The organism is Desulfovibrio sp., from assembly GCF_019424165.1.
GTDB lineage: Bacteria > Desulfobacterota > Desulfovibrionia > Desulfovibrionales > Desulfovibrionaceae > Desulfovibrio.
Map to the genome: position 1 here is coordinate 1 of NZ_JAHZAA010000014.1, position 21,991 is coordinate 21,991.

The 21,991-nt window shown below is 57.5% G+C and carries 29 protein-coding genes and 1 tRNA gene; 29 read left to right on the forward strand and 1 reads right to left on the reverse strand.

Features of this window, described 5'->3' with window-relative positions; translation table 11 throughout:
• Nucleotides 1-46: 46 nt before the first annotated feature.
• The 22 genes from rpsC (at nt 47) to rplQ (ending at nt 11,371) form a co-directional block, all read left to right on the forward strand.
• On the forward strand, nt 47-688 hold the full coding sequence (gene rpsC, locus QZ377_RS06725; protein ID WP_291440419.1) for a 30S ribosomal protein S3: 642 nt from the start codon (nt 47-49) through the stop codon (nt 686-688).
• Nucleotides 688-1,101 carry a 50S ribosomal protein L16 gene (gene rplP / locus QZ377_RS06730; protein WP_012624301.1) on the forward strand — a complete coding sequence of 138 codons (414 nt, stop codon included), beginning with the start codon at nt 688-690 and terminating at the stop codon, nt 1,099-1,101. The genes rpsC and rplP overlap by 1 nt, the downstream gene beginning before the upstream one ends.
• Entirely contained in the window at nt 1,101-1,331 is a 231-nt protein-coding gene (gene rpmC, locus QZ377_RS06735; protein WP_291440420.1) for a 50S ribosomal protein L29, read from the forward strand. Before rplP ends, rpmC begins: the two co-directional genes overlap by 1 nt.
• A gap of 1 nt (nt 1,332) precedes the next feature.
• Nucleotides 1,333-1,596, forward strand: coding sequence for a 30S ribosomal protein S17 (rpsQ, locus tag QZ377_RS06740; protein ID WP_012624303.1), 264 nt, complete (start codon nt 1,333-1,335; stop codon nt 1,594-1,596).
• Between the two features lie 9 nt (nt 1,597-1,605).
• Entirely contained in the window at nt 1,606-1,974 is a 369-nt protein-coding gene (gene rplN, locus QZ377_RS06745) for a 50S ribosomal protein L14 (RefSeq protein WP_012624304.1), read from the forward strand.
• Between the two features lie 9 nt (nt 1,975-1,983).
• Entirely contained in the window at nt 1,984-2,316 is a 333-nt protein-coding gene (gene rplX / locus QZ377_RS06750; protein ID WP_291440421.1) for a 50S ribosomal protein L24, read from the forward strand.
• A gap of 9 nt (nt 2,317-2,325) precedes the next feature.
• Complete coding sequence (gene rplE / locus QZ377_RS06755) at nt 2,326-2,865, forward strand: 50S ribosomal protein L5 (RefSeq protein WP_291440422.1); 540 nt, start codon at nt 2,326-2,328, stop codon at nt 2,863-2,865.
• Between the two features lie 10 nt (nt 2,866-2,875).
• Complete coding sequence (locus tag QZ377_RS06760; RefSeq protein ID WP_012624307.1) at nt 2,876-3,061, forward strand: type Z 30S ribosomal protein S14; 186 nt, start codon at nt 2,876-2,878, stop codon at nt 3,059-3,061.
• A gap of 103 nt (nt 3,062-3,164) precedes the next feature.
• A complete protein-coding gene (rpsH, locus tag QZ377_RS06765) occupies nt 3,165-3,545 on the forward strand; it encodes a 30S ribosomal protein S8 (RefSeq protein ID WP_012624308.1) in 381 nt (126 codons plus the stop codon).
• 11 nt (nt 3,546-3,556) lie between these two features.
• A complete protein-coding gene (gene rplF, locus QZ377_RS06770; protein ID WP_012624309.1) occupies nt 3,557-4,096 on the forward strand; it encodes a 50S ribosomal protein L6 in 540 nt (179 codons plus the stop codon).
• A gap of 10 nt (nt 4,097-4,106) precedes the next feature.
• Nucleotides 4,107-4,466: a 50S ribosomal protein L18 gene (gene rplR / locus QZ377_RS06775; protein ID WP_012624310.1), complete on the forward strand. Its 360-nt coding sequence runs from the start codon at nt 4,107-4,109 to the stop codon at nt 4,464-4,466.
• A gap of 1 nt (nt 4,467) precedes the next feature.
• Entirely contained in the window at nt 4,468-4,980 is a 513-nt protein-coding gene (gene rpsE / locus QZ377_RS06780; protein WP_291440423.1) for a 30S ribosomal protein S5, read from the forward strand.
• Between the two features lie 2 nt (nt 4,981-4,982).
• Complete coding sequence (rpmD, locus tag QZ377_RS06785) at nt 4,983-5,159, forward strand: 50S ribosomal protein L30 (RefSeq protein ID WP_012624312.1); 177 nt, start codon at nt 4,983-4,985, stop codon at nt 5,157-5,159.
• Between the two features lie 19 nt (nt 5,160-5,178).
• Nucleotides 5,179-5,640, forward strand: coding sequence for a 50S ribosomal protein L15 (gene rplO, locus QZ377_RS06790; RefSeq protein ID WP_012624313.1), 462 nt, complete (start codon nt 5,179-5,181; stop codon nt 5,638-5,640).
• 226 nt (nt 5,641-5,866) lie between these two features.
• Entirely contained in the window at nt 5,867-7,180 is a 1,314-nt protein-coding gene (gene secY, locus QZ377_RS06795; protein ID WP_291440424.1) for a preprotein translocase subunit SecY, read from the forward strand.
• 17 nt (nt 7,181-7,197) lie between these two features.
• The gene (gene map, locus QZ377_RS06800; RefSeq protein WP_012624315.1) at nt 7,198-7,992 is read left to right on the forward strand and encodes a type I methionyl aminopeptidase; all 795 of its coding nucleotides are present in this window, start codon (nt 7,198-7,200) and stop codon (nt 7,990-7,992) included.
• 138 nt (nt 7,993-8,130) lie between these two features.
• Nucleotides 8,131-8,244 (forward strand): 50S ribosomal protein L36, encoded by a 114-nt coding sequence (gene rpmJ, locus QZ377_RS06805; protein WP_005027799.1) that lies wholly within the window; start codon nt 8,131-8,133, stop codon nt 8,242-8,244.
• Between the two features lie 15 nt (nt 8,245-8,259).
• Entirely contained in the window at nt 8,260-8,628 is a 369-nt protein-coding gene (gene rpsM, locus QZ377_RS06810) for a 30S ribosomal protein S13 (protein ID WP_012624316.1), read from the forward strand.
• Nucleotides 8,629-8,752: 124 nt separating this feature from the next.
• On the forward strand, nt 8,753-9,142 hold the full coding sequence (gene rpsK / locus QZ377_RS06815; RefSeq protein WP_012624317.1) for a 30S ribosomal protein S11: 390 nt from the start codon (nt 8,753-8,755) through the stop codon (nt 9,140-9,142).
• A 44-nt stretch (nt 9,143-9,186) separates the two neighbouring features.
• Nucleotides 9,187-9,813 carry a 30S ribosomal protein S4 gene (rpsD, locus tag QZ377_RS06820; protein ID WP_291440425.1) on the forward strand — a complete coding sequence of 209 codons (627 nt, stop codon included), beginning with the start codon at nt 9,187-9,189 and terminating at the stop codon, nt 9,811-9,813.
• A gap of 12 nt (nt 9,814-9,825) precedes the next feature.
• Nucleotides 9,826-10,869 (forward strand): DNA-directed RNA polymerase subunit alpha, encoded by a 1,044-nt coding sequence (locus QZ377_RS06825; RefSeq protein ID WP_291440426.1) that lies wholly within the window; start codon nt 9,826-9,828, stop codon nt 10,867-10,869.
• Nucleotides 10,859-11,371, forward strand: a complete 513-nt coding sequence (gene rplQ, locus QZ377_RS06830; RefSeq protein ID WP_291440427.1) for a 50S ribosomal protein L17 — start codon at nt 10,859-10,861, stop codon at nt 11,369-11,371. The genes QZ377_RS06825 and rplQ overlap by 11 nt, the downstream gene beginning before the upstream one ends.
• Before the next feature lie 610 nt (nt 11,372-11,981).
• Here the strand turns inward: rplQ and QZ377_RS06835 are convergent.
• The gene (locus tag QZ377_RS06835; protein WP_291440428.1) at nt 11,982-12,695 is read right to left on the reverse strand and encodes an SDR family oxidoreductase; all 714 of its coding nucleotides are present in this window, start codon (nt 12,693-12,695) and stop codon (nt 11,982-11,984) included.
• A 559-nt stretch (nt 12,696-13,254) separates the two neighbouring features.
• On the opposite strand from QZ377_RS06835, the gene selD reads away from it, so the two are divergent.
• From selD to QZ377_RS06870, 7 genes are all read left to right on the forward strand, one after another.
• Nucleotides 13,255-14,313 carry a selenide, water dikinase SelD gene (gene selD, locus QZ377_RS06840; protein WP_291440429.1) on the forward strand — a complete coding sequence of 353 codons (1,059 nt, stop codon included), beginning with the start codon at nt 13,255-13,257 and terminating at the stop codon, nt 14,311-14,313.
• Nucleotides 14,314-14,595: 282 nt separating this feature from the next.
• Nucleotides 14,596-14,679, forward strand: a tRNA-Leu gene (locus QZ377_RS06845).
• Nucleotides 14,680-14,707: 28 nt separating this feature from the next.
• Entirely contained in the window at nt 14,708-16,066 is a 1,359-nt protein-coding gene (gene tig / locus QZ377_RS06850) for a trigger factor (RefSeq protein ID WP_291440430.1), read from the forward strand.
• A 95-nt stretch (nt 16,067-16,161) separates the two neighbouring features.
• The gene (locus QZ377_RS06855) at nt 16,162-16,770 is read left to right on the forward strand and encodes an ATP-dependent Clp protease proteolytic subunit (protein ID WP_012624324.1); all 609 of its coding nucleotides are present in this window, start codon (nt 16,162-16,164) and stop codon (nt 16,768-16,770) included.
• A 2-nt stretch (nt 16,771-16,772) separates the two neighbouring features.
• Nucleotides 16,773-18,065 carry an ATP-dependent Clp protease ATP-binding subunit ClpX gene (clpX, locus tag QZ377_RS06860; protein ID WP_291440431.1) on the forward strand — a complete coding sequence of 431 codons (1,293 nt, stop codon included), beginning with the start codon at nt 16,773-16,775 and terminating at the stop codon, nt 18,063-18,065.
• Between the two features lie 714 nt (nt 18,066-18,779).
• Nucleotides 18,780-21,221 carry an endopeptidase La gene (gene lon, locus QZ377_RS06865; RefSeq protein ID WP_291440432.1) on the forward strand — a complete coding sequence of 814 codons (2,442 nt, stop codon included), beginning with the start codon at nt 18,780-18,782 and terminating at the stop codon, nt 21,219-21,221.
• 290 nt (nt 21,222-21,511) lie between these two features.
• Nucleotides 21,512-21,934, forward strand: a complete 423-nt coding sequence (locus QZ377_RS06870) for a hypothetical protein (RefSeq protein WP_072312336.1) — start codon at nt 21,512-21,514, stop codon at nt 21,932-21,934.
• Nucleotides 21,935-21,991: the final 57 nt, after the last annotated feature.

Genomic DNA, 21,991 nt, shown 5'->3' on the forward strand with positions numbered 1-21,991 from the left:
CACGAGCCACATCACCGATATACTCGCAGAAGGGCAGGAATAGGCTATGGGTCAGAAAGTACATCCGTTCGGGTTCCGGCTTGGGTACAACAAGAACTGGCAGTCCCGCTGGTTCAGCAAGAAGGAATACCCTGCCTTTGTCTACGAAGACAGCAAGATCCGCGCGTTCGTCAAAAAGCTTCTCTTTCATGCGGGGCTTTCCAAGATCGAGATTGAACGTGCTGGCGGCAAGGTACGGCTTATTCTGTCCACGGCGCGTCCCGGCATCGTTATCGGGCGCAAAGGCGTGGAAATTGAAAAGCTGCGCAATGACCTTCGTCAGAAGTTCGGACGCGAGTTTTCTCTGGAAGTGAATGAAATCCGCCGTCCTGAAGTGGACGCCCAGCTTGTGGCCGAAAATATCGCCCAGCAGCTGGAACGCCGTGTGGCCTTCCGGCGCGCCATGAAGCGCACCGTGTCCATGGCCCGCAAGTTCGGCGGCGAAGGTATCAAGGTGACGTGCTCCGGCCGCCTGGCCGGTGCTGAAATCGCCCGTACCGAATGGTACCGCGATGGCCGGGTGCCCTTGCAGACCCTGCGCGCCGATATTGACTACGGCTTTGCCGAAGCGCGCACCACCTACGGCATCATTGGTGTCAAGGTGTGGATATACAAGGGTGAAATCCTTGACAAAGAGGTTGATCAGTAATGCTTGCGCCCAAAAAAGTTAAATTCCGCAAATGGCAGAAGGGCCGCCTGCGCGGCCTGGCCACCCGCGGCGCCACCGTTGCCTTTGGCGATATTGGTTTGAAGGCCGTACAGCACGGCCAGCTCACCAGCCAGCAGATCGAAGCCGCGCGTATCGCCATGATGCGCCACATCAAGCGCGGCGGTAAAGTGTGGATCCGTGTGTTCCCCGACCGCCCCGTGACCGCCAAGCCCCTGGAAACCCGTCAGGGTTCCGGTAAAGGCGCGCCGGTCGGCTGGTGCGCTCCGGTGAAACCCGGTCGCGTGCTGTATGAAATCAAGGGCGTCAGCCTTGACCTTGCTCGCGAAGCGCTCACCCGCGCCGCGCACAAGCTGCCCGTGAAGACCGTCATCGTGGTGAGGGAGGGCATCTAATGGCCGCCAAGAAAAAAACCGACAAGAGCGCCCGGCCCGCCGCCGCTGATCTTCGCTCCATGAGCGTTGAAGAGCTGCGCGGCAAGCTGGCCGAACAGCGCCAGGAACTGATGACCGCCCGTTTCAAGCATGCCGCCGCGCAGCTTGAGAAGACTTCCGAGCTGAAAGCCATGCGGAAGCAGGTGGCGCGCATCGAGACTGTACTGAACGAAAAGGAACAGAGGGCCTAAAATGCAAGCTCTGGAAGATCGTAAGGGCAGAACGCTGACCGGCATTGTGGTGAGCGACAAGAACGACAAGACAATTGTCGTGCGCGTTGAGACCCTGGTCAAGCACCCTCTGCTCAAAAAGTATGTGAGGCGCCGCAAGAAGTTCACGGCTCATGATCCCATGAACGAATGCGGTATGGGCGATAAGGTCAAAATTGTGGAGTTCCGTCCGCTTTCGCGCAACAAGCGCTGGCATCTGGTCTCCATCATTGAAAAAGCCGTATAGGGTAGTGCCATGATTCAGGTAGAATCCACGCTCCAGGTTGCCGATAACTCCGGCGCCAAAAAGGTTGCCTGCATCAAGGTGCTGGGCGGTTCACACCGCCGTTACGCCTCTGTCGGCGACATCGTGGTGGTTTCCGTCAAGGAAGCCATACCACATAGCAAAGTGAAAAAGGGCGACGTTATGAAAGCTGTTATCGTGCGCACCGCCAAAGAAGTGCGTCGCATGGACGGCAGCTACATCAAGTTCGACGGCAACGCCGCGGTGCTGCTCTCCACTCAGGGTGAGCCCATCGGAACCCGCATCTTCGGCCCCGTGGCCCGCGAGCTGCGCGCCATGAACTTTATGAAAATTATTTCGCTGGCCCCGGAAGTGCTGTAGGAGACCGTCATGAAAATGTATCGTATCCGCAAGGACGACAAGGTGATGGTAATCGCCGGCAAGGACGCGGGCAAAATCGGCAAGGTGCTCAAGATCCTGCGCAAGAAGGATCGCGTGCTGGTGGAAAAGACCAATATGGTCAAGCGCCACATGCGCCCCAACCCCTATGCCCAGCAGCCCGGCGGTATCGTGGAAAAGGAAATGCCGATCCACGTGTCCAACGTCATGGTTGTCTGCTCCGCTTGTGGCAAGGCCACTCGCGTGGGCTACAAGGCCATTGAGTCCGAGGGCAAGGAAAAGAAAGTGCGCTTCTGCAAAAAGTGCAATGAAGTCATGGAATAAGGTGATACGATGACACGCCTTGAAAAGATATATAGAGAGAAGGTGGTTCCGGTACTGCAGAAGGAGTTCAGTTACTCCTCGTCAATGCAACTGCCCGGGATTGAAAAGATCTCTCTGAACATCGGCCTTGGCGCCGCCAGCCAGAACAATAAGCTGATGGAAGAAGCCGTGGCTGAACTTTCGGCCATTGCCGGCCAGAAGGCCGTGGTGACACGCGCCAAAAAATCCATCGCTGCTTTCAAGCTGCGCGAAGGCATGCCTATCGGCGCTCGCGTCACCCTGCGCAGGGACCGCATGTGGGACTTTCTTGACAAGCTCATGAACTTTGCCCTGCCCCGGGTACGTGACTTCCGCGGTATTCCCGATCGTGGTTTCGATGGGCGCGGCAATTTCACCCTGGGCATCAAGGAACACACCATCTTCCCCGAACTCGAGGTCGACCGTGTGGAAAACCCCAAGGGTATGAACATCACCATTGTCACCACGGCGGCCACGGACAAGGAAGGCAAGCTCCTTCTTGACCAGCTGGGCATGCCGTTCCGCAAGTAGGAGTTAAGCTATGTCCCGTACTTCTTTGGAAGTAAAGGCCAAGCGCAAGCCCAAATTCAGCGCTCGCGCTTACAATCGCTGCCCGCTCTGCGGCCGGCCCAGGGCTTTTCTGCGTCAGTTCGGCATCTGCCGTATCTGCTTCCGCAATATGGCCCTTCGTGGCGAGCTGCCCGGCGTGCGCAAGTCGAGCTGGTAAATTTCCGGGCGCGAGAGCGCCCGGATGGCGCGTTTTTGGCGCGCTGCGGGAAGTGACGGCATTGGGCCGTTAACCCCGCCCCCAAACTCTTAGGAGCTTCTCGATGTTGACAGATCCCATTGCGGATATGCTGACCCGCATCCGCAACGCACATTTGGCCCTGCACAAGGAAGTAAATGTGCCGCGCTCGAGGATGAAGGAATCGTTAGCCGCCATCCTCAAGCAGGAAGGTTACGTCGAAGACGTGGCCGTGGCCGACAGCAACATTACCATTACCCTCAAGTATTTGAAGGGCAAGCCCGTCATCAGCGGCCTCAAGCGCATCAGCACTCCTGGTCGCCGTGTGTACGTGGGCGCTCACAAGATCCCCAGGGTGCAGAATGGCCTCGGCATATGCATTTTGTCCACGTCCAGCGGTGTGCTGGACGGCATGACTGCCCATGAAAAGAAGGTGGGCGGCGAACTTCTGTGTGAAATCTGGTAGGCGGTGCGAGCATGTCCAGAATAGGTAAACTGCCCATTCCCGTTCCTAATGGCGTTGAAGTCAAGATTGGAACGGATGTTGTGGAAGTGAAAGGCCCCAAGGGCTCGCTGAGCACACCTGTCTGCTCCCTGCTCCAGTACGAACAGGCCGACGGCCATGTTGTGCTGACCCGCATTGAAGACGACCGCGTTACCCGCGCCCAGCACGGCCTGCGCCGCTCGCTGCTTTCCAACTGCATCGACGGCGTCACCAAGGGCTTTTCCAAGGCCCTGGAAGTCATCGGCGTTGGTTACCGCGTAGCGGTGAAGGGCAATATCATCGAGCTTCAGGTGGGCTATTCCCATCCGGTGCTGGTGGAACTTCCCGAAGGTCTCAAGGCCACTGTGGAAGGCCAGGTGCTGACCATCAGCGGTATTGACAAGGAACTGGTAGGCGAAATGGCCGCCAGGATTCGTCGCATCCGCAAGCCCGAACCCTACAAGGGCAAGGGTATCAAGTACGCTACCGAGACGATTCGCCGCAAGGTCGGCAAGTCCGGCGGCAAGAAGTAGGGGGCGCGTCATGAAGTACAGCAAGAATGAATCGCGGCAGCGCCGCAAGATTCGCATCAGCAAAAAGGTCAGCGGCACTGCCGAGCGCCCGCGTCTGGTCGTTTACAGGTCCAACCTGCATGTCTACGCCCAGATCGTGAACGATCTGGACGGAGCCACTCTGGTGGCCACCTCCACCCTTGCGCTTGGCAAGAACGAATCGGGGCTGCACTGCAACAAGGGCGGCGCCGAAAAAGTGGGCATTGAAATTGCCCGCATGGCCAAGGAAAAGAATATCGACAAGGTCGTATTCGATCGCAACGGGTATCTTTATCACGGTCGCGTCAAAGCCGTAGCCGATGGCGCCCGCGAAGGCGGCCTGGAGTTCTAATATGCGTCAGGAAAATACCGAAACACAGCAGAACGAGTTGGGCGAAATCGAAAAGATCGTTTCCCTCAACCGCGTGGCCAAGGTGGTCAAGGGCGGTCGCCGGTTCAGCTTCAGCGCTCTTGTGGTGGTTGGTGACGGAAAGGGCGGCGTGGGCTTCGGCCTGGGCAAGGCCCAGGAAGTGCCTGAAGCCCTGCGCAAGGCAACCGAGCGCGCCCGCAAGAACCGCGTTCAGGTGGCTCTTGTGGACGGCACCCTGCCTTATGAAATTCTGGGCCGCTTCGGCGCCGGACGTGTCGTGCTCAAGCCTGCCTCCGAAGGTACCGGCATCATCGCCGGTGGCGCTGTGCGCGCCATCATGGAAGCTGCCGGCGTGCGCGACGTGCTGACCAAGGCCATTGGCACCAACAATCCGCACAACGTGCTTCGCGCCACCATGCAGGGTCTCACCGCCCTGCGCAGCGCCGATGACGTGTCGGCTTTGCGCGGCAAGAAGCTGGAAGCTCCGAGGAAGTAGTCATGGCAGAAATCAAGGTAAAACTCGTGCGTTCGCGCATCGGCGCCTCGCCGGCGCAGCGCAAGCTGCTGGACTCCCTTGGCCTCAAGCGCCGCGAGATGGTCAAGACGTTCAAGGACACCCCGGCCATCCGGGGCATCATCGCCAAAGTTCCGCATATGGTGGCCGTTGTCGAATAACGGCCGGAGGACATATACCATGCAACTGCACAATCTCTATCCTTTCCCGGAAGAGCGCAAAACCCGCCGCAGGGTGGGTCGTGGCTCCGGCTCCGGTCTGGGTTGCACGGCGGGTAAGGGCCACAAAGGCCAGAATGCCCGTGCCGGCGGCGGCGTGGCCCCCGGCTTTGAAGGCGGCCAGATGCCCCTGCAACGCCGTTTGCCCAAGCACGGCTTCAAAAACGCCCCCTTCAAGGTGACCTACGACGTGATCAATCTTGACCGTCTGCTGGAAGCCTTTGAAGGCAAGGACACCATTACGCTGGACGACATTTACGCCCGCGGCCTGGCCCGCATGGGTGCGCCCGTGAAAATTCTTTCGCGCGGCGAAGTCAAAAGCGCTCTCAAGGTCGAAGCCCACAAGTTCAGCCAGACCGCTGCGGAGAAAATCCGTGGCGCCGGCGGCGAAGTGAGCGAACTTGAAGCTGTTCCCGCGGCTTAACAGTTGACGCCAAACCGGCTGGTTTTACGACCAGCCGGTTTGTTCCGCTTCCGGACTGTCGGGCGGAAAAGGTGAAGGCCCTGCAACGAATATTCCATTTCGATTCCGGCGGCCTTCAGGGCATGTCCCTGTCAATGCCAGGCATTGGCCTCATTGCCTTCGTGCGCGAAGGGGATGAGGCTGTGCATATACTGCGCCTGAGGCGCATAAACGCAAAGAGTCTTACATGGCAGTAGGAACGGCAAACACTGTGGCGGGTCAGCCTTCGCTGTTCAAGCGACTTGGCTGGACCTTCCTGATTTTGTGCTGCTACCGTATCGGTGTGCATGTGCCCATTCCGGGTGTGGACGCTTCCGCCCTCGCTTCTTTTTTTCAAAGCATGCAGGGGACGCTGTTCAGCCTTTTTGACATGTTCTCCGGCGGTGGCCTGTCCAACGTTTCCGTCTTTGCCCTGGGCGTCATGCCGTACATTTCGGCCAGCATCATCATGCAGCTGCTCCAGGTCATCAGCCCGGACGTGAAACGTATGGCAAAGGAAGAAGGGCAGGCCGGGCGGCGCAAGCTCACCCAGTACACCCGCTACCTTACCGTGCTCATCACCCTGGTACAGGGGCTGGGCATCGCCGTAGGCCTTGAGAACATGACAAGCCCTGCCGGCACGCCCGTGGTGCTTAGCCCGGGCTGGCAGTTCCGCATGGTGACCATGACCACGTTTACCGCCGGTTCGGTGCTGGTTATGTGGCTTGGCGAACAGATTACGGAACGCGGCATCGGCAACGGCATTTCGCTGATCATTTTCTGCGGTATTGTGGTGGGCATCCCCCGTGGGATCATTCAGTCCGTGGCGCTTATACAGGCCGGGGACATGAGCATTTTCATGGCGGTGGTCATCGTGGTCTTTATGGCTGCGGTGCTTGTGGCCATTGTTTTTGTGGAACGGTCGCAGCGGCGTATACCCATAAGTTATGCCAAGCGGCAGGTGGGCCGTAAAATGTACGGCGGGCAGAATTCGCATCTGCCTCTGCGCCTCAATACGGCTGGTGTTATTCCCCCGATTTTCGCCTCTTCATTGTTGCTTTTCCCGGCCACCATCGGCCAGTTTTCCACCAATGAATATGTAAAGCATGCGGCTGAGCTGTTCTCTCCCCAGGGCGTGGCTTACAACGTGCTTTATGTGGCCCTCATGTTCTTCTTCTGCTACTTCTATACCGCCATCATCTTTGACCCCAAGGATATGGCTGAGAATCTCAAGAAGAACGGCGGCTTCATCCCCGGCATACGTCCCGGCGAAAAGACACAGGAATATATTGATACCGTACTGACGCGGCTGACCCTTTCGGGGGCCACCTATATTTCCATCGTATGTCTTCTGCCCATGTTGCTCATCAGCAACTTCAACGTGCCGTTCTTCTTTGGCGGTACGAGCCTGCTGATTCTTGTGGGTGTGGCTATGGACTTTATGAATCAGGTGGAATCTCATATGATCTCCAGCCAGTATCAGGGCCTGATGGCCAAGGCGCGCAAAAGCGGCCGGCTGTAACCAACGGGTGATGGAGTATGAAGAAATATCACGGCGCGTACATCAAGAATGAGCGTGAAATCGGCTGCCTGCGCGAAGCTAACCGCATGGTCGCCAACGTTCTTGATGCCGTGGGTGACATGGTGGCTCCCGGCCTTCCCACCATGCGCCTTGAAGAGCTGGCGCGCGATATGTGCGCCGATTACAAGGTCAAACCGGCCTTCTTGGGCTACTGCGGCTATCCATATGCTCTGTGCTGCTCGGTCAACGAGCAGGTGGTGCATGGTTTTCCTTCCGGGCGGCTGCTTGAGGAAGGGGATATTGTCAGTGTGGATATGGGCGTAGTCTTTGAAGGCTTTGTTGGCGATGCGGCGCGCACCTTTCCTGTGGGCAAGGTGAGTGACGAGGCCAGAAAACTCATGCGGATTACCGAGGAAAGCCTCTATGTCGGCATTGAGCAGGCGCGGGCAGGCAATGATGTGTATAACATCGGCGCCGCCGTGCAGGATTATGTGGAAGCCGCAGGTTTTAACGTAGTGCGGCGTTTTGTGGGGCACGGCGTGGGCGCCAAGATGCACGAAAAGCCCGAGGTGCCCAACTTCAGGCCCGGCATGCGCGGGCTGACCCTGCAAAACGGCATGGTGATAGCCATTGAACCCATGGTCACCATGGGAACCTACGAGGTCGACATCCTTGACGACCAGTGGACTGCGGTGACGCGCGACGGCCTTTGGGCCGCGCACTTCGAACACAGTGTTGCCATTACGCCGTCCGGGCCGCAAATCCTCAGCATCTCGGATCGTGGACTCAACCGGCACACCATCGAAGGTTGACAGAACAGGTAAAGCCGGATAAAGATTTCCGTTCACGTCCTTTTTGTTTGAAGGACGTCGGTCAGCCGTCTGTGCGGCCTGTGCCGGTATGCCGGAGACTTTATCTGTCAAAGCAAAGGCTCTTATTGGAGAAATGGAATGAAAGTAAGACCTTCCGTCAAGAAAATATGCCCCAAGTGTAAGGTTATCCGGCGCAAGGGAGTGCTTCGAGTTATCTGCGAAAACCCCCGGCACAAGCAGCGCCAGGGCTAGGGCAGGAGACATATTGTGGCGAGAATAGCAGGTGTTGATTTGCCTCGCGGCAAAAGGGTGGACATTGCGCTCACCTATATCTATGGCATCGGCCGTACCACGGCCATGAAAATTCTGGACACCACCGGCGTCAACTGGGAGCGTAGTATCGACGACCTCTCTGCTGACGAAGTGAACGAGATTCGTAAGGAACTCGAACAGCACTACAAGGTGGAAGGCGATCTTCGCCGCGAAGTGTCCAGCAATATTAAGCGCCTTATGGACATTGGCTGCTACCGTGGCCTTCGTCACCGTCGCGGTCTGCCCGTGCATGGCCAGCGCACTCATACCAACGCGCGTACCCGCAAGGGTCCCCGTCGCGGAGCCGTGGGCAAAAAGAAGTAGGGCGTGCGGCTGCGCTTGTCGCAGTTTGTAAAGCGGACGCAGCATTCGTGCTGCCGTGAGGACGAACGGATTTTCCGCCGCGCGCGGAGCATAAATCTGACAAGCTCCATCCAGAGGGATAGTTATGGCCAGACCCAAAAAAGTGGTCAAGAAAAAGGAAAAGAAAAGCGTGCCGGTGGGCATTGCCCACATCCAGGCTTCGTTTAATAATACCATTATTACTTTTACGGATACGCGCGGAAACGCTGTTTCCTGGGCTTCTTCGGGCCAGAGTGGCTTTAAGGGCTCGCGCAAGTCTACGCCTTTCGCCGCTCAGGTGGCTGCCGAAACAGCCGCCCGCAAGGCGCAGGACAACGGCATGCGCACTGTCGGCATCTATGTGCAGGGTCCCGGCTCCGGTCGTGAAGCTGCCATGCGCGCCATTTCGGCCGCCGGCATGAAGGTTGCCTTCATTCGTGATGTCACGCCCATTCCGCACAACGGTTGCCGGCCGCCCAAGCGCCGCCGCGTCTAACCGGCCTGCCCCGGCAGAGTCCGTAACGTAAGAGGTATTGATAAATGGCAAAATATACTGAAGCCAAGTGCCGCATGTGTCGTCGCGAGGGCTGCAAGCTCTTTTTGAAGGGCGACCGTTGCTTTACCGACAAATGCGCCTATGATCGCCGCCCCTATGCCCCCGGCCAGCATGGCCGTGCCCGCAAAAAGGTGAGCGAATACGCGGTGCAGTTGAGGGAAAAGCAGAAGACCCGCCGTATTTACGGCATTCTGGAGCGCCAGTTCCACGGCTATTTTGTTAAAGCCGACATGCAGAAGGGCGTTACCGGTACCAACCTGCTCGTTATTCTTGAACGCCGCCTGGACAACGTGGTTTACCGTCTTGGTTTCGCCAACTCGCGCAACCAGGCCCGTCAGCTCGTGCGTCACGGTGTTTTCACCCTTAACGGCCGCAAGGTGGACATTCCTTCCTTGCAGGTACGTCTGGGCGACACCATCGAAGTGCCTGAAAAGAATCGTAAGATTCCCGTGCTCGCTGAAGCTCAGGAAGTTATCGCCCGCCGCGGCTGCCCCGCCTGGCTGGAAGCCGACGGCGCCGCTTTCAAGGGTACTGTCAAGGCCATGCCGCAGCGTGACGACATCCAGTTCCCCGTCAACGAGCAGCTTATCGTCGAACTTTACTCGAAATAAACGGGGGTTCGCATGCTTATCAAACAGGGCGAACGCCTTATCAATGCGCGCAATTGGTCCGAGCTTGTCAAGCCCGATCAGATTCTGCGCGAAGAAGAGACGGCCAGCGGCACGCACGGCAAATTTGTCTGCGAACCTTTGGAGCGGGGCTACGGCACCACCATCGGCAATGCCATGCGGCGCGTCCTTCTGGCCTCCCTTCAGGGGGCGGCCTTTGTGTCGGTGAAAATCATCGGCGTACAGCACGAGTTCACCACCATCCATGGTGTGCTGGAAGACATCACTGATGTCATCCTGAACATCAAGCAGGTTCGCCTGCGCATGGATACGGAAGAACCCCAGCGCCTGACCCTGCGCGTTGAGCGCAAGGGACCGGTGACGGCGGCCGACATTGTGGCCAATCAGCACGTTGAAGTGCTTAACCCTGATCTGCACATCGCCACTCTTACCGAAGACGTGGTGCTGGAGATGGAGCTGGAGGTCCGCATGGGCAAGGGCTATGTGCCCGCCGACATGCACGAGGGCCTGGCCGATGAGATCGGCCTCATCAAGCTGGATTCCAGCTTTTCCCCCGTGCGCAAGGTCGCCTATACGGTGGAACAGGCCCGCGTGGGCCAGATGACCAACTATGACCGTCTTCTGCTTGAAGTGTGGACCGACGGCTCGCTGACGCCTGAAGATGCCATTGCTTACAGCGCCAAGATCATCAAAGATCAGATATCCGTGTTCATCAACTTTGATGAGCGTGTATCCGGCGACATGCGCAACGGCAGCGGTGAAAGCGGAGAAGTGAACGAACATCTGTTCAAAAGCATTGACGATCTTGAGCTTTCCGTCCGTGCCACCAACTGCCTGCGCAGCGCCAATATCGGCCTTGTGGGTGAGCTGGTGCAGCGCACTGAAGCCGAGATGCTCAAAACCAAGAACTTCGGCCGCAAATCGTTGGACGAAATCAAGGGTGTGCTTTTGAGTATGGGACTTGACTTCGGCATGAAGGTCGACTCCTTCGACAAGAAATATCAGGAATGGAAAAGGAAGCAGCAAAATGAGGCATAGCAATTCCGGCAGGAAATTCTCGCGTACCCCCGCGCACCGTAAGGCCATGTTGCACAATCTCGCCAAGGCGCTGCTGATCCATGGCAAAATCTGCACCACGGAAATCAAGGCCAAGGAGCTTCGCCGGGTTGTGGAGCCTCTGATTACCCTTGCCAAGCGCAACGACCTGCACGCTCGCCGTCAGGCCTACCGTGTGCTTAACGATCATGCCCTGGTCAAGCGTCTCTTCGACGAGATCGGCCCTGTCTTCGCCGGTGTACCCGGCGGCTACACCCGTATTCTCAAGATGGCCATGCCCCGTAAGGGCGACAATGCCCCGATGGCGATCATTGAACTGAGCCGCAGCAGCGAAACCGCTGCCGCCGATGCTCCCAAAGCCGCCAAGGCCGCTCCTGCCAAGGAAGCCAAGCCTGCCGCTGAAGAAGCTTCGGCCAAACCCAAGCGTACCCGCAAACCCAAGGCTGATGAAGCTGACGCTGAAGCTGCCAAGGAAGAAAACTAGGCCGTCAGGCGAAGATTCTTCACGGGTTTATGGTGATTGATATGAAAGGGCGCTACGGCGCCCTTTTTTTGTAAGCAAAAAACACCGCTACAGCGGTCACCCCTTGAAATGTTCTCCTTGATCTTCGGCTGAGTCGCCTGCGCGGCGCTCTCCGGAGCATTTCAAGGTTTTCAATTCCTCGCTGTTGCGAGGGCTGTAGGGCGGATGCTGCGGGGGGATTCCTCGTTTCGTCTGGTGAGTTCCTTCGACGCCACGCAGCGGCATCAGCAAGGTCAGCCGGGAATCTGGATAATGGGCAGCAAATCATGGTGTCAACGCACTGCATTGTAACCGCTTGAGGCATAAGCCATGAGCGGCTTCAACGGTTCGTGGTTCCATCTGCTCCGGGTAGCCTCGCATACCAAAGTGTGTGACGCTGAACTTTTGTATTTGCCCGCGCGTAGTCCTGGTTTGGATTCCACTGAAATATGTGGAGCAAGGCTACCAACCGTTGCGCGGCCTGGAAGCACAAGCCCATATTGCATTGAGAAAGGGCATCGTCAGCGTGCCTAATCTGGTTTGCGCAAACGATGCCCAGGAACGGTTTTAAAATGTGGCGATGCCCTTGTTTTTAGTAGCCCGACAGTTCCCGTTCCACTTTTTTGGGGTCAGCGGCCAGGCCTTTTTGGATGCTCTTGGCGAACGTATCGGGATAGACGTCTTCAGCGCCGCTTTTCATGCCGTCGAGAATTTCCAGCGCGACAGATTCAGGGCTGGCCTTGGGCATTTCAAGACCGTCGGTCATGCGTGTATCAACAGGCCCCGGGTATACGCCGATGACAGCGGTGTTCTGTCCGGCCAGCACGCCGCGCAGGCCCTGGGTAAGCGAATGCAGCGCTGCCTTTGAGGCGCAGTAGGTGCCGATGGATGGCATATTAACCAGCCCAATGACAGAAATGACGTTTATCATGCAGCCGCCGCCATTTTTGCCCAGAACCGGCGCGAAAGCAGAGCACATGGCCAGCGTGCCGAAGTAGTTGACCTCCATTTCGGTCCGCGCCGTCTGAGGGGAACCGAGCAGACCGCTGCCGCCCATGCCCGCATTGTTCACCAGAACCGTAGTGTCTCCGCATGTGGCAACGGTTTTTTCAATGTCGTCGGGTTTGGAGATATCGAGCTGAACAAGCTGGATTTTTTTGTTATTTCGCAAGTATTCCAATGATGTCGTACTGCGGGCGCAGGCATAAATTTTTTTGGCTCCGGCTGCCAGAAAAGCGTTGACCAGCGCCTTGCCTATGCCGCCGTTGGCCCCTGTGACAAGAATGGTTTGCTCATTGATATTCATTACATTTTCTCCACGTAAAGTATCCGACTGTGGTGTCGGGCTAAATTCTTTGTAATGCAGTCTGTCTTTTTACATAGCCAAATGTTTTTATGGAAGAATGGGGTGTCGTCCCCGCAGTGTACAAGATGCATACGAGGGGTGAGTTCTACAGAATCTGGAACAGCTTACCCTTGATAGCATATATTCTCAAATGATAAAGGGTTCTTTGCGGCGTTCAGTAACACAAATTATTGACGGTGCTGTCTTCGGCGCAGCCTTTCAGGTAGCTGCGGCGCAGGCGCGCCCTTTGCCGCCTCGTCTGCCTGCCCCTGCGAGGACAAGTTCATGCAGGCGTATTCTGTCTCTGCCACGATCAGACCGGCAGACAGCGCAAAGGGGCATTGCCGGGCATGCACGTTAAGGCGCAAGTGGATGGCGTTCTGCCACCGCCGCAGGCCGTGATCTGTCGCATACCGGGTCTGTCCAGACGTTGTGGCGGTTGCGGGTATCTGCCGCCGGTTTTGACCTTTGTGCCGGAAGAGCGCATACTGCAAGAGCAAATTTACGCAAGGAGACGCGCATGAAGCTTTTGGAAAAAGCCCGCGCTGCCGGCTGAGCCGCAAAACTTGCTCCAGGGGCCCTGGAGCGACTTTTACACGGGTTGCCGCTGGGTACACGGCCGGATCTCGAAGCCCGCGTGCTGGCGGGGCGCGCCCGAAATGAAGATGCGGTGGTGCTTACCGTGCCGCCCGGCCGCGCCATTGTGCAGACCGTGGATATACTTGCGCCTATTGTTAATGACGGTTTTCATTTTGGCCGTATAGCCGCGGCCAATGCGCTTTCAGACGTGTACGCCATGGGCGGCGAGCCGTGGAGCGCCATGAACGTGGCTTTTTTTCCGCAGGCTCTGGCCGAGGACGATCCCCAGGGCATTCTTGCAAGCATCCTGCGTGGCGGGCTTGAGGCCATGAACGAGGCCGGAGCCGTGCTGGCCGGAGGCCATACGGTTCAGGACGAAGAATTGAAGTACGGCCTTGCCGTCACAGGCATTATTGATCCGGAGCACATGGCGCGTAATGACGGCCTGCGGCCCGGGCAAAAACTTCTGCTGACAAAACCGCTGGGTACAGGGGTATTGGCTACAGGGGTCAAGGCCGGATGGGACGGCGCGGACGAAAGTGAAGCGGAGCTTATACGCTGGTGCTCACGCCTTAACAGTGTGGGCGGCGAGGTCATTCGCGCACTCAGGCTTGCTGGGGCCACGGATATTACCGGTTTCGGCCTGGGAGGCCACGCGCTCGAAATGGCGCTGGCGTCCGGTGTGTGTGTGATTTTTGACGCCGAAGCCTTGCCGCTTATGCCGCACGCCCTGGAGTATGCGCGCGACGGCCTTATCCCGGCGGGCAGCCATCTTAACCGCAAGCATTGCGCATGTTCTTCCCTGGTGGAGAAAGGCGTGGATGAAGCGGTGGAAAGTCTGGCCTTTGACGCCCAGACCTCGGGGGGGCTGCTGCTGGCTGTGCCGCCGGACCAGGTGGAAGAGGCGCGCGCCCTGCTGCTCGCCGGCGGTGACCTTGCCTGCCTTGTGGGCGAGGTTGCAGAGTCGAGACCGGACGGCAAGGCGCTGGTGTTGCGCTGATAGTTTTCGGATGACAGATATTCGCAGTGCGGTTTCATGCCTTTGCCGCACTGTGGGTGACAGGGGATTTGGGGCTTTTTACCCGCTGTTGTGGGCGTATGGGCTTCAGGAATTATCGTTGTTTTTTCATGCTCCCGGCTTGCCATAAGGCCCGGAAGTATTATCTTAAGAAAGTTCGTCTCCGCCATTGTTTCCGCATGCTCCGTCACCCGGTTTTTCACAACCGGCATGGCCGGACGCCGCTTGCGGGCCGAGAGCAAGTGTGCTATGGAAACACGCTTTGCGAGAGTGGCGGAATTGGTAGACGCACTGGACTTAGAATCCAGCACCATAGGTATGGGGGTTCAAGTCCCCCCTCTCGCACCATCACGCCCACCCAGAAAAGGAGTCCCTCGTGGAATATAGCGCTGAAGACATTTCGCCGGTCAGAAAAAAAGTCGTCATCACCACGGAGCCCCAGGAAGTTGAAGCTTCTATCATGGGCACGATCGCCCTGTACAAGACTTCCGTACAGGTTGACGGTTTCCGCAAGGGCAAGGTTCCGGCCTCGGTCATCGAGCAGCGCTTTCGCGACAAGATTTACGAAGAAGCCCGTCAGGACCTCATCAATGTGCACATCAATGACGTGATGCAGAAGCTCGACGTCATGCCGCTGGCCGGTCTTGATGTGGACACGCCCGACGCTTTCGAGCGCGGCAAGGGCTTTACCTATACCATCGAATTTGAAGTGCTGCCCTCGTTTGATCTGCCCCCCTACGAAGGTATGGATGTGGAGCAGGAAAAAGTTGAGGTGGACGAAAAGGAAGTGCAGGAAGTGCTCGACCGCATCCTGCGCGACCGCGCCCAGCTTGTGCCCGTAGAGGGCAACGGCCCCGCCGTGGACGGTCAGGTAGCTACCGTTGACTTTGCCGCCTTTGAAAACGGCGAACCCGTGGAAGGCGTCAAGGCCGAATCCTTTGATCTGGCCCTGGGCGAGCGCCAGGCTCTGGAAGATTTTGAAGCTCTGGTCAAAACCATCCCTTATGGCGAAGAAGGCGAGGGCGAAATTCATTTTCCCGAAGACTTCATTGCCAAGGATCTGGCCGGCAAGACCGTGATCATGAAGGTCAAGGTGCACGCTATCAAGGAACGCAAGCTGCCCGCGCTTGACGACGAACTGGCCAAAAGCCTTGGTCTTGAAAGCGTTGAAAAGCTGAAAGAAGCCATCACCAAAAGCTACACTGAAAGCCGCACCGGCCTGAACAAGAGCGCGGCCCAGAAGAGCCTGCTGGACGGCCTGCTCAAGATGGTTGAGTTCGAGCTGCCCCCGAGCCTGGTGGAAACCCAGATGAACACGCTGCTGGCCGACATGGCTGGCCGCCTGGAACGCCAGGGCCGCAGCCTCGAAAGCCTCGGCAAGAGCATGGAAGACCTGCGCAAAGACATGCAGCCCCAGGCTGACGAACTGGCTCGCGCTCAGGTGCTCTTGCTTTCTGTTGCCAAAAAAGAAGGTCTGGACGTTACCGACCACGAAGTCACTACGCAGATTTACCAGCTTGCCATGCGCACCGGCGAAGACTTCAAGTCCCTGCGCGAACAGTATGAGCGTTCGGGCATGATCTTTGTGCTGCGCGACCGCATGCTGGCTGACAAGGCTATGGATCTCATCTACGCCAAGGCCAATGTCAAGGAAGTGGAGCCAAAAGTTCCTGAAACCGGAGCAGAGGCAGATGCCGCGCCGGGCGCGTCCGCCAGCGCTCAGGAAAGCAAATAATAATCAGGGAAGGCGGCCTCTGGGCCGCCTTTTGCTTTTTTCGCGGCTCAGCGCCGCATATATCGGCCCCTTCGGGCCATGTCAGTGAGGCTTTCATGTCGCTCATACCTATGGTTATTGAAACCACCGGCCGTTCCGAACGCGCCTACGATATCTATTCGCGCCTGCTCAAGGACCGCATCGTTCTGCTGGGTTCCGAGGTCAACGACACCGTGGCCTCGCTGATCTGCGCACAGTTGCTCTTTCTTGAATCGCAGGATCCGGAAAAGGAAATTTCTCTCTATATCAACTCGCCCGGCGGTTCGGTTACCGCTGGTCTTGCCATCTATGACACCTTGCGCTTTATTTCCGCGCCGGTTTCCACGGTGTGCATGGGGCGCGCTGCCAGCATGGGCGCTTTTTTGCTGGCCGCCGGCAAGCCGGGGCTGCGCTATGCCCTGCCCAACAGCCAGATCATGATTCACCAGCCTTCGGCCGGGTATCAGGGGCAGGCCACTGATATAGAGATTCATGCCAAAGAGGTGCTGCGTCTCAAAGAGCGCCTCAACCGCATACTTGCCGAAAATACCGGTCGTCCTTACAAGGATATTGTCAAGGCGACCGAACGCGATAACTTTTTGACTCCTGAAGAAGCCAAAGACCTGGGCATTATTGACCGCGTACTGGTTTCGCGCCAGGACATGGCTCAGGAAAAGAGCGAATAATCATGGCCAAGAACGATAAAAACAAGGTCAGCGAACCTTTGAGCTGCTCCTTCTGCGGGCGCAGCGAACTGGAGGTGCGCAACCTCATCGTGCAGGACGGCGCGAGCATTTGCGACAAATGCGTCAAGGCCTGCAACGACATCATTGTGCGCGACCAGATGGAAGTTACCGAGGACGACGGGCCGCTGCTCTCGCCCCAGGAAATCAAGGACAGGCTCGACCAGTACGTCATCGGGCAGCACGAAGCCAAGAAAATTCTTTCCGTGGCCGTGCACAACCATTACAAACGCGTGTTCTATGCCGACGCCCTGGGCGACGACGTGGAACTTGAGAAAAGCAATATCCTGCTGGTGGGGCCTTCGGGCAGCGGCAAAACGCTGCTGGCAAAAACCCTGGCCCGTGTGCTGCGCGTACCCTTTGCCATAGCCGACGCCACCACCCTTACCGAGGCGGGCTATGTGGGCGAGGATGTGGAAAACATTCTGGTCCAGCTCTTGCAAAATGCCGACTACGACCTTGAAGCCGCCAGCAAGGGCATCATCTATGTGGACGAAATCGACAAGATTTCCCGCAAGGGCGACGGCCCCTCCATTACGCGCGACGTGTCGGGCGAAGGCGTGCAGCAGGCCCTGCTGAAAATCATTGAAGGCACCGAGGCCAACATTCCTCCCAAGGGCGGGCGCAAGCACCCGCAGCAGGAATTTATCCGCATGGATACGCGGAATATCCTGTTTATCGTGGGCGGGGCCTTTGTGGGACTGGACAAGATTGTGGAATCGCGCATGAGCGGCGGGGCCATGGGCTTTGGGGCCAAGGTCCGCTCCAGCAAGGAACTGCCCCTGGGCGAACTGCTGGACAGGATACATCCTCAGGATCTGGTCAAATTCGGCCTTATTCCCGAATTTGTTGGTCGTATTCCGATCATCACCCACGTGGATGAACTGGACGAAGCGGACCTGGTGCGCATTCTCACCGAGCCGAAAAATGCCCTGGTGCGTCAGTACCAGAAGCTGTTCGGCCTTGAGAACGTGGCCTTGCGCTTTACGCCCAATGCCCTCAAATCCATTGCTTCCAAGGCCATTGAGCGCAAGACCGGCGCGCGCGGCCTGCGCAACGTGATGGAGCGCATTATGCTTGATATCATGTTCAGGCTGCCCTCCATGCCCAATGTGCGCGAATGCCTCATCAACCGCGCCGTAATTGAAAAGGGCAAGGAGCCTGTGCTCCTGTTCGGTGAGGCGGACGAAAACCTTGTGCAGGAAAAGAAGCAGGCGGGCGGCGACCGGGCGTCCTAGAGCATTGTTATTGTAAGATGCCTGAGTGGCGGTGGGGCATCGTTATTGCCCCTGCCTGCCTTTGACATCGATTTGCAGAAACAGGCATGGATTCATTGCCTGACAGCAACGGTCGAAGACGGTTTCGGATGGCAGCGGATGCTGCCCCGGCGGCTTACGGAAAATGTCGTCGCTGGAGCCATTTTTGCTGAAAATATCCGGGGCCTTGCGCGGCTTTGTCCTAAACCGGAGCCAAAAACGCGCAAGGCCCTGGCAGATTTACCGTGTCAGCCTTGTGTCAGCCTGAACTGCATGCGGTGTGAGATGCGCTCAAGGCCCTCGGCGTACGTGCCTTTCGCCGCAAAAGGAAGGTTTAATCCGAATTTCTGGCGGCCTGCCGCCACAAAGCCATAACATCACGGCACGGCTGCGGTTTTTCCTCTCTGACAGGCCGGGCGCGGCCACGGCATAACGATATCCTGCCGTGCGAGTGTACCTTCGCCAGAATGGTCCGGCAGCGCAGAAAAGATGCCCAGGCGCGGACAGGCCGGAATTGCCAGATTTTTATAGGCGCATGCGGCCCGGAGAGTGTTTCCGGCTGTGTTTATGTCGCCTGACGGCGCGCTGCGTCGTGCAGGGGCGGCAGAGCGGACGCCCATCTTTGCCGTAATCCGCTCCAATCTCCCAAGCTATGGGGTCGTGCCAATGCGGCCCGCGGCCCTTCAGGGGAAAACTATGACTGAATCCGTTCGCGGTACTGGAAAATTTGTGGAACTGCCCGTCATGCCTCTGCGTGAGGTGGTCATGTTTCCGCGTTCCATCATGCCGCTTTTTGTGGGGCGTGAAGCCTCCATCAAGGCCATAGAGGCCGCTCAGGCCAGCTACAGCAAACAGATTTTTCTGGTGGCCCAGCTTGAGCCCGAACTGGAAAAGCCCGAAGCCGGAGACCTGGCTCCCGTGGGTGTGGTCAGCAAGGTTCTGCAAATGCTGCGCTTGCCCGACGGCACCATAAAGGTGCTGTTTGAAGGCATGTACCGTGCCGACTGGGAAGACATGCACGAAAACGAGCAGTGCGCCGTTGTGCGCGCGGCCCGTCGTGGCGAGGCGCAAGGCCGCCCCGAAGAGCGCGAAGCTCTTGTGCGCGCAGTGCATGAGGCTCTGGAAGAGTTTGCCAAGGGCAATAAAAAACTCTCGCAGGAATCTGTGCTTTCCATGATGGCGCTGCATGAGCCTGGCCCGCTGGCCGATTCCATTATTCCCAATCTCAAGGTGGACTACCGCAAAAAGCAGCAGGCCCTGGAGATGGACGACGTGACCGAGCGGCTGGAGCTGGCCTATGAGCTGCTTCACGGCGAGGTGGCGCTGGCCACGGTGGAAAAGCGCATCAAAAATCGCGTCAAGGTGCAGATGGAGCGCAATCAGCGCGAGTATTACCTTAACGAGCAAATCAAGGCCATCAACAAGGAAATGGGGCGTGATGACGACCCCCAGGCCGAGGTGGACGAGATAGAGCAAAAGCTCAAGGCGCGTGACATGCCCGAAGAGGCGCGCCAGAAAGCTCTTGGCGAAGCCAAAAAACTGCGCAGTATGCCGCCTTCGGCTGCCGAATACACGGTGGTGCGCAACTATGTGGACTGGATACTCGACCTGCCGTGGAATGACCTCAAGCAGATTGATATTAATATCGACAAGGCCCGCAATATTCTGGATGGCGATCATTATGGCCTTGAAAAGCCCAAAGAGCGCATCCTTGAATATCTGGCGGTGCAAAAGCTCTCCCAGGGGCTGAAAGGGCCGATTCTCTGCTTTGTGGGGCCTCCGGGTGTGGGCAAAACCTCTCTGGCGCGCTCTGTGGCCAAGGCCACGGGGCGGGATTTTGTGCGCCTGTCTCTTGGTGGCGTGCGGGACGAGGCAGAAATTCGCGGCCATCGCCGTACCTATGTGGGGGCGCTGCCGGGCAAGATCATCCAGTCGCTCAAGCGGGTGAAATACAACAATCCGCTTTTCTGCCTGGATGAAGTGGACAAGATGACATCCGACTACCGGGGCGACCCGGCCTCGGCCCTGCTGGAAGTGCTGGATCCGGAGCAGAACCATACCTTTATGGAACACTATCTGGATCTGGAATATGATCTGTCCAAAATATTCTTTATCACCACGGCCAACTCGCTGCACACCATTCCCGTGCCTTTGCTGGACCGTATGGAGATAATAGAGCTTAACAGCTACCTTGAAACAGAAAAACGCCATATCGCGCGGCACTTCCTGCTGCCTCGCCAGATAGAAGAGCACGGGCTCAAGGAAAGCAACATCCGGGTTTCGGACAATGCCGTTCTTGAGATCATCCGTTCCTATACCCGCGAGGCGGGCGTGCGCAATCTTGAGCGCGAAATTGCCGCCCTGTGCCGTAAAACTGCCATCAAGCTGGTGGAAGAGGAAAACCTGGACAAATGTGTGAACATTTCGTGCCAGAGCCTGCCCTCCATGCTTGGCGTCAAAAAATACCGGCATGACGAGCGCGAGGCCGAACCGCAGGTGGGTGTGTGCGCCGGGCTTGCCTACAATCAGCGCGGCGGTGAGATCCTGCTGGTGGAAACAACGCTCATGGCCGGTTCGGGCCAGGTGGTAACCACGGGCAAACTTGGAGAAGTCATGACGGAGTCGGCCAAGGCCGCGCTTTCATACGTGCGCTCGCGGGCCGAAGTGCTGGGGCTTGACCCGCGCTTCCACCGTAAGGTGGATATTCATGTGCATGTACCCTCCGGGGCCACGCCCAAGGACGGCCCTTCGGCGGGCATCACCCTTGCCACGTCCATTACCTCGGCGTTGTTGGGCATTCCGGTGCGTAACGATGTGGCCATGACGGGCGAGATATCTCTGCGGGGGCGCGTGCTGCCCATTGGCGGCCTGCGTGAAAAACTGCTGGCCGCGCGGCGCAGCGGCATCAAAAAGGTGCTTATGCCCCGCGACAATGAAAAAGATCTCAAGGAAGTGCCGGACGAGGTGCTGAAAGATCTTGAAATTGTCTTTGTGGATCATGTGGATGAAGTGCTGCCCCATGCCCTGGACGCCGGTGCGGAAGAGATATTCTCCGGCCGGGCCACGGCGCAGCCCATCTGCCGCATCCTGCGGCCCGAAAAGCATGGCGAAGAAGATAAAAAACAGCCCGCCCAATAATACACCTGGGCAACGGCAAAGCATACTTGAAAAGCCCGCGAAAGCGGGCTTTTCCTGTTTATGGCTTTAGCCAGACGATCACTCCAGTGCGCGAAACGAAAAATCGCCCACGATGCGGGTGCTGCTGACGTGCGATATCATGCCTGGCCCAGTCAATTTGCTGACGAGGGAAAATGATTCCGCATAAATATACTGATTTATATGGATAAATTGTTTTGGCAAGACCTTTGCATATGTTTTGTATCCGGCAGCGTACCGCGCTGCCATTCCATTGCTTCTGGAGGTCAGGCATGTTCTTCTTACTGGGTGGTCATGAAAAAAAGGCGCGTAAAGCTGAAAAGCAGGTGCGCATGTCGGACGCCAACGCGCGCGTGCGCGAGGTTTTTATGGCCGGGCGTTTTCCCGTGGTGACCACGCATCAGGTGGAAGGCCGCCGTATTGCCAAGGTGCTGGGCCTTGTGTGCTGCCGGGGTTTTGACTCTGACGAGGCCTTTTTCGGCATGGCTGCGCGCGCCATGAACAAGGGGGCGCAGGCCATCGTGGGCTATAGCGAAAACGTGGCTTTTCATCCTGACGGCAGCAAGTATTTTTCCTGCTTCGGCACGGCAGTCATGTTCGAGTATGACCCTATGGACCCAGAAGCCCTGCCCATCATGCTGCAACAGAAATTCAGGGCGCAGGAACAGTCTTCGGACCTGAATGAAATGATATAGCACAGAGTTTTCAATACGTTGAAATATATAAAAGTCCCCACCTTACGGTGGGGACTT

Bases quoted from the DNA above. Each gene is read 5' to 3' on its own strand.
- QZ377_RS06760 (WP_012624307.1), top strand. From the start codon at position 2,876: ATGTCCCGTACTTCTTTGGAAGTAAAGGCCAAGCGCAAGCCCAAATTC.
- rpsQ (WP_012624303.1), top strand. From the start codon at position 1,333: ATGCAAGCTCTGGAAGATCGTAAGGGCAGAACGCTGACCGGCATTGTG.
- rplQ (WP_291440427.1), top strand. From the start codon at position 10,859: ATGAGGCATAGCAATTCCGGCAGGAAATTCTCGCGTACCCCCGCGCAC.
- rpmJ (WP_005027799.1), top strand. From the start codon at position 8,131: ATGAAAGTAAGACCTTCCGTCAAGAAAATATGCCCCAAGTGTAAGGTT.
- rpsC (WP_291440419.1), top strand. From the start codon at position 47: ATGGGTCAGAAAGTACATCCGTTCGGGTTCCGGCTTGGGTACAACAAG.
- lon (WP_291440432.1), top strand. From the start codon at position 18,780: ATGACTGAATCCGTTCGCGGTACTGGAAAATTTGTGGAACTGCCCGTC.
- clpX (WP_291440431.1), top strand. From the start codon at position 16,773: ATGGCCAAGAACGATAAAAACAAGGTCAGCGAACCTTTGAGCTGCTCC.
- rpsE (WP_291440423.1), top strand. From the start codon at position 4,468: ATGCGTCAGGAAAATACCGAAACACAGCAGAACGAGTTGGGCGAAATC.
- rplR (WP_012624310.1), top strand. From the start codon at position 4,107: ATGAAGTACAGCAAGAATGAATCGCGGCAGCGCCGCAAGATTCGCATC.
- rpsK (WP_012624317.1), top strand. From the start codon at position 8,753: ATGGCCAGACCCAAAAAAGTGGTCAAGAAAAAGGAAAAGAAAAGCGTG.
- rpmC (WP_291440420.1), top strand. From the start codon at position 1,101: ATGGCCGCCAAGAAAAAAACCGACAAGAGCGCCCGGCCCGCCGCCGCT.
- map (WP_012624315.1), top strand. From the start codon at position 7,198: ATGAAGAAATATCACGGCGCGTACATCAAGAATGAGCGTGAAATCGGC.
- secY (WP_291440424.1), top strand. From the start codon at position 5,867: ATGGCAGTAGGAACGGCAAACACTGTGGCGGGTCAGCCTTCGCTGTTC.
- rplF (WP_012624309.1), top strand. From the start codon at position 3,557: ATGTCCAGAATAGGTAAACTGCCCATTCCCGTTCCTAATGGCGTTGAA.
- rplO (WP_012624313.1), top strand. From the start codon at position 5,179: ATGCAACTGCACAATCTCTATCCTTTCCCGGAAGAGCGCAAAACCCGC.
- QZ377_RS06825 (WP_291440426.1), top strand. From the start codon at position 9,826: ATGCTTATCAAACAGGGCGAACGCCTTATCAATGCGCGCAATTGGTCC.
- QZ377_RS06855 (WP_012624324.1), top strand. From the start codon at position 16,162: ATGTCGCTCATACCTATGGTTATTGAAACCACCGGCCGTTCCGAACGC.
- rpmD (WP_012624312.1), top strand. From the start codon at position 4,983: ATGGCAGAAATCAAGGTAAAACTCGTGCGTTCGCGCATCGGCGCCTCG.
- QZ377_RS06870 (WP_072312336.1), top strand. From the start codon at position 21,512: ATGTTCTTCTTACTGGGTGGTCATGAAAAAAAGGCGCGTAAAGCTGAA.
- QZ377_RS06835 (WP_291440428.1), bottom strand. From the start codon at position 12,695: ATGAATATCAATGAGCAAACCATTCTTGTCACAGGGGCCAACGGCGGC.
- rpsH (WP_012624308.1), top strand. From the start codon at position 3,165: ATGTTGACAGATCCCATTGCGGATATGCTGACCCGCATCCGCAACGCA.
- rplE (WP_291440422.1), top strand. From the start codon at position 2,326: ATGACACGCCTTGAAAAGATATATAGAGAGAAGGTGGTTCCGGTACTG.
- rplN (WP_012624304.1), top strand. From the start codon at position 1,606: ATGATTCAGGTAGAATCCACGCTCCAGGTTGCCGATAACTCCGGCGCC.
- rplX (WP_291440421.1), top strand. From the start codon at position 1,984: ATGAAAATGTATCGTATCCGCAAGGACGACAAGGTGATGGTAATCGCC.
- rpsD (WP_291440425.1), top strand. From the start codon at position 9,187: ATGGCAAAATATACTGAAGCCAAGTGCCGCATGTGTCGTCGCGAGGGC.
- rplP (WP_012624301.1), top strand. From the start codon at position 688: ATGCTTGCGCCCAAAAAAGTTAAATTCCGCAAATGGCAGAAGGGCCGC.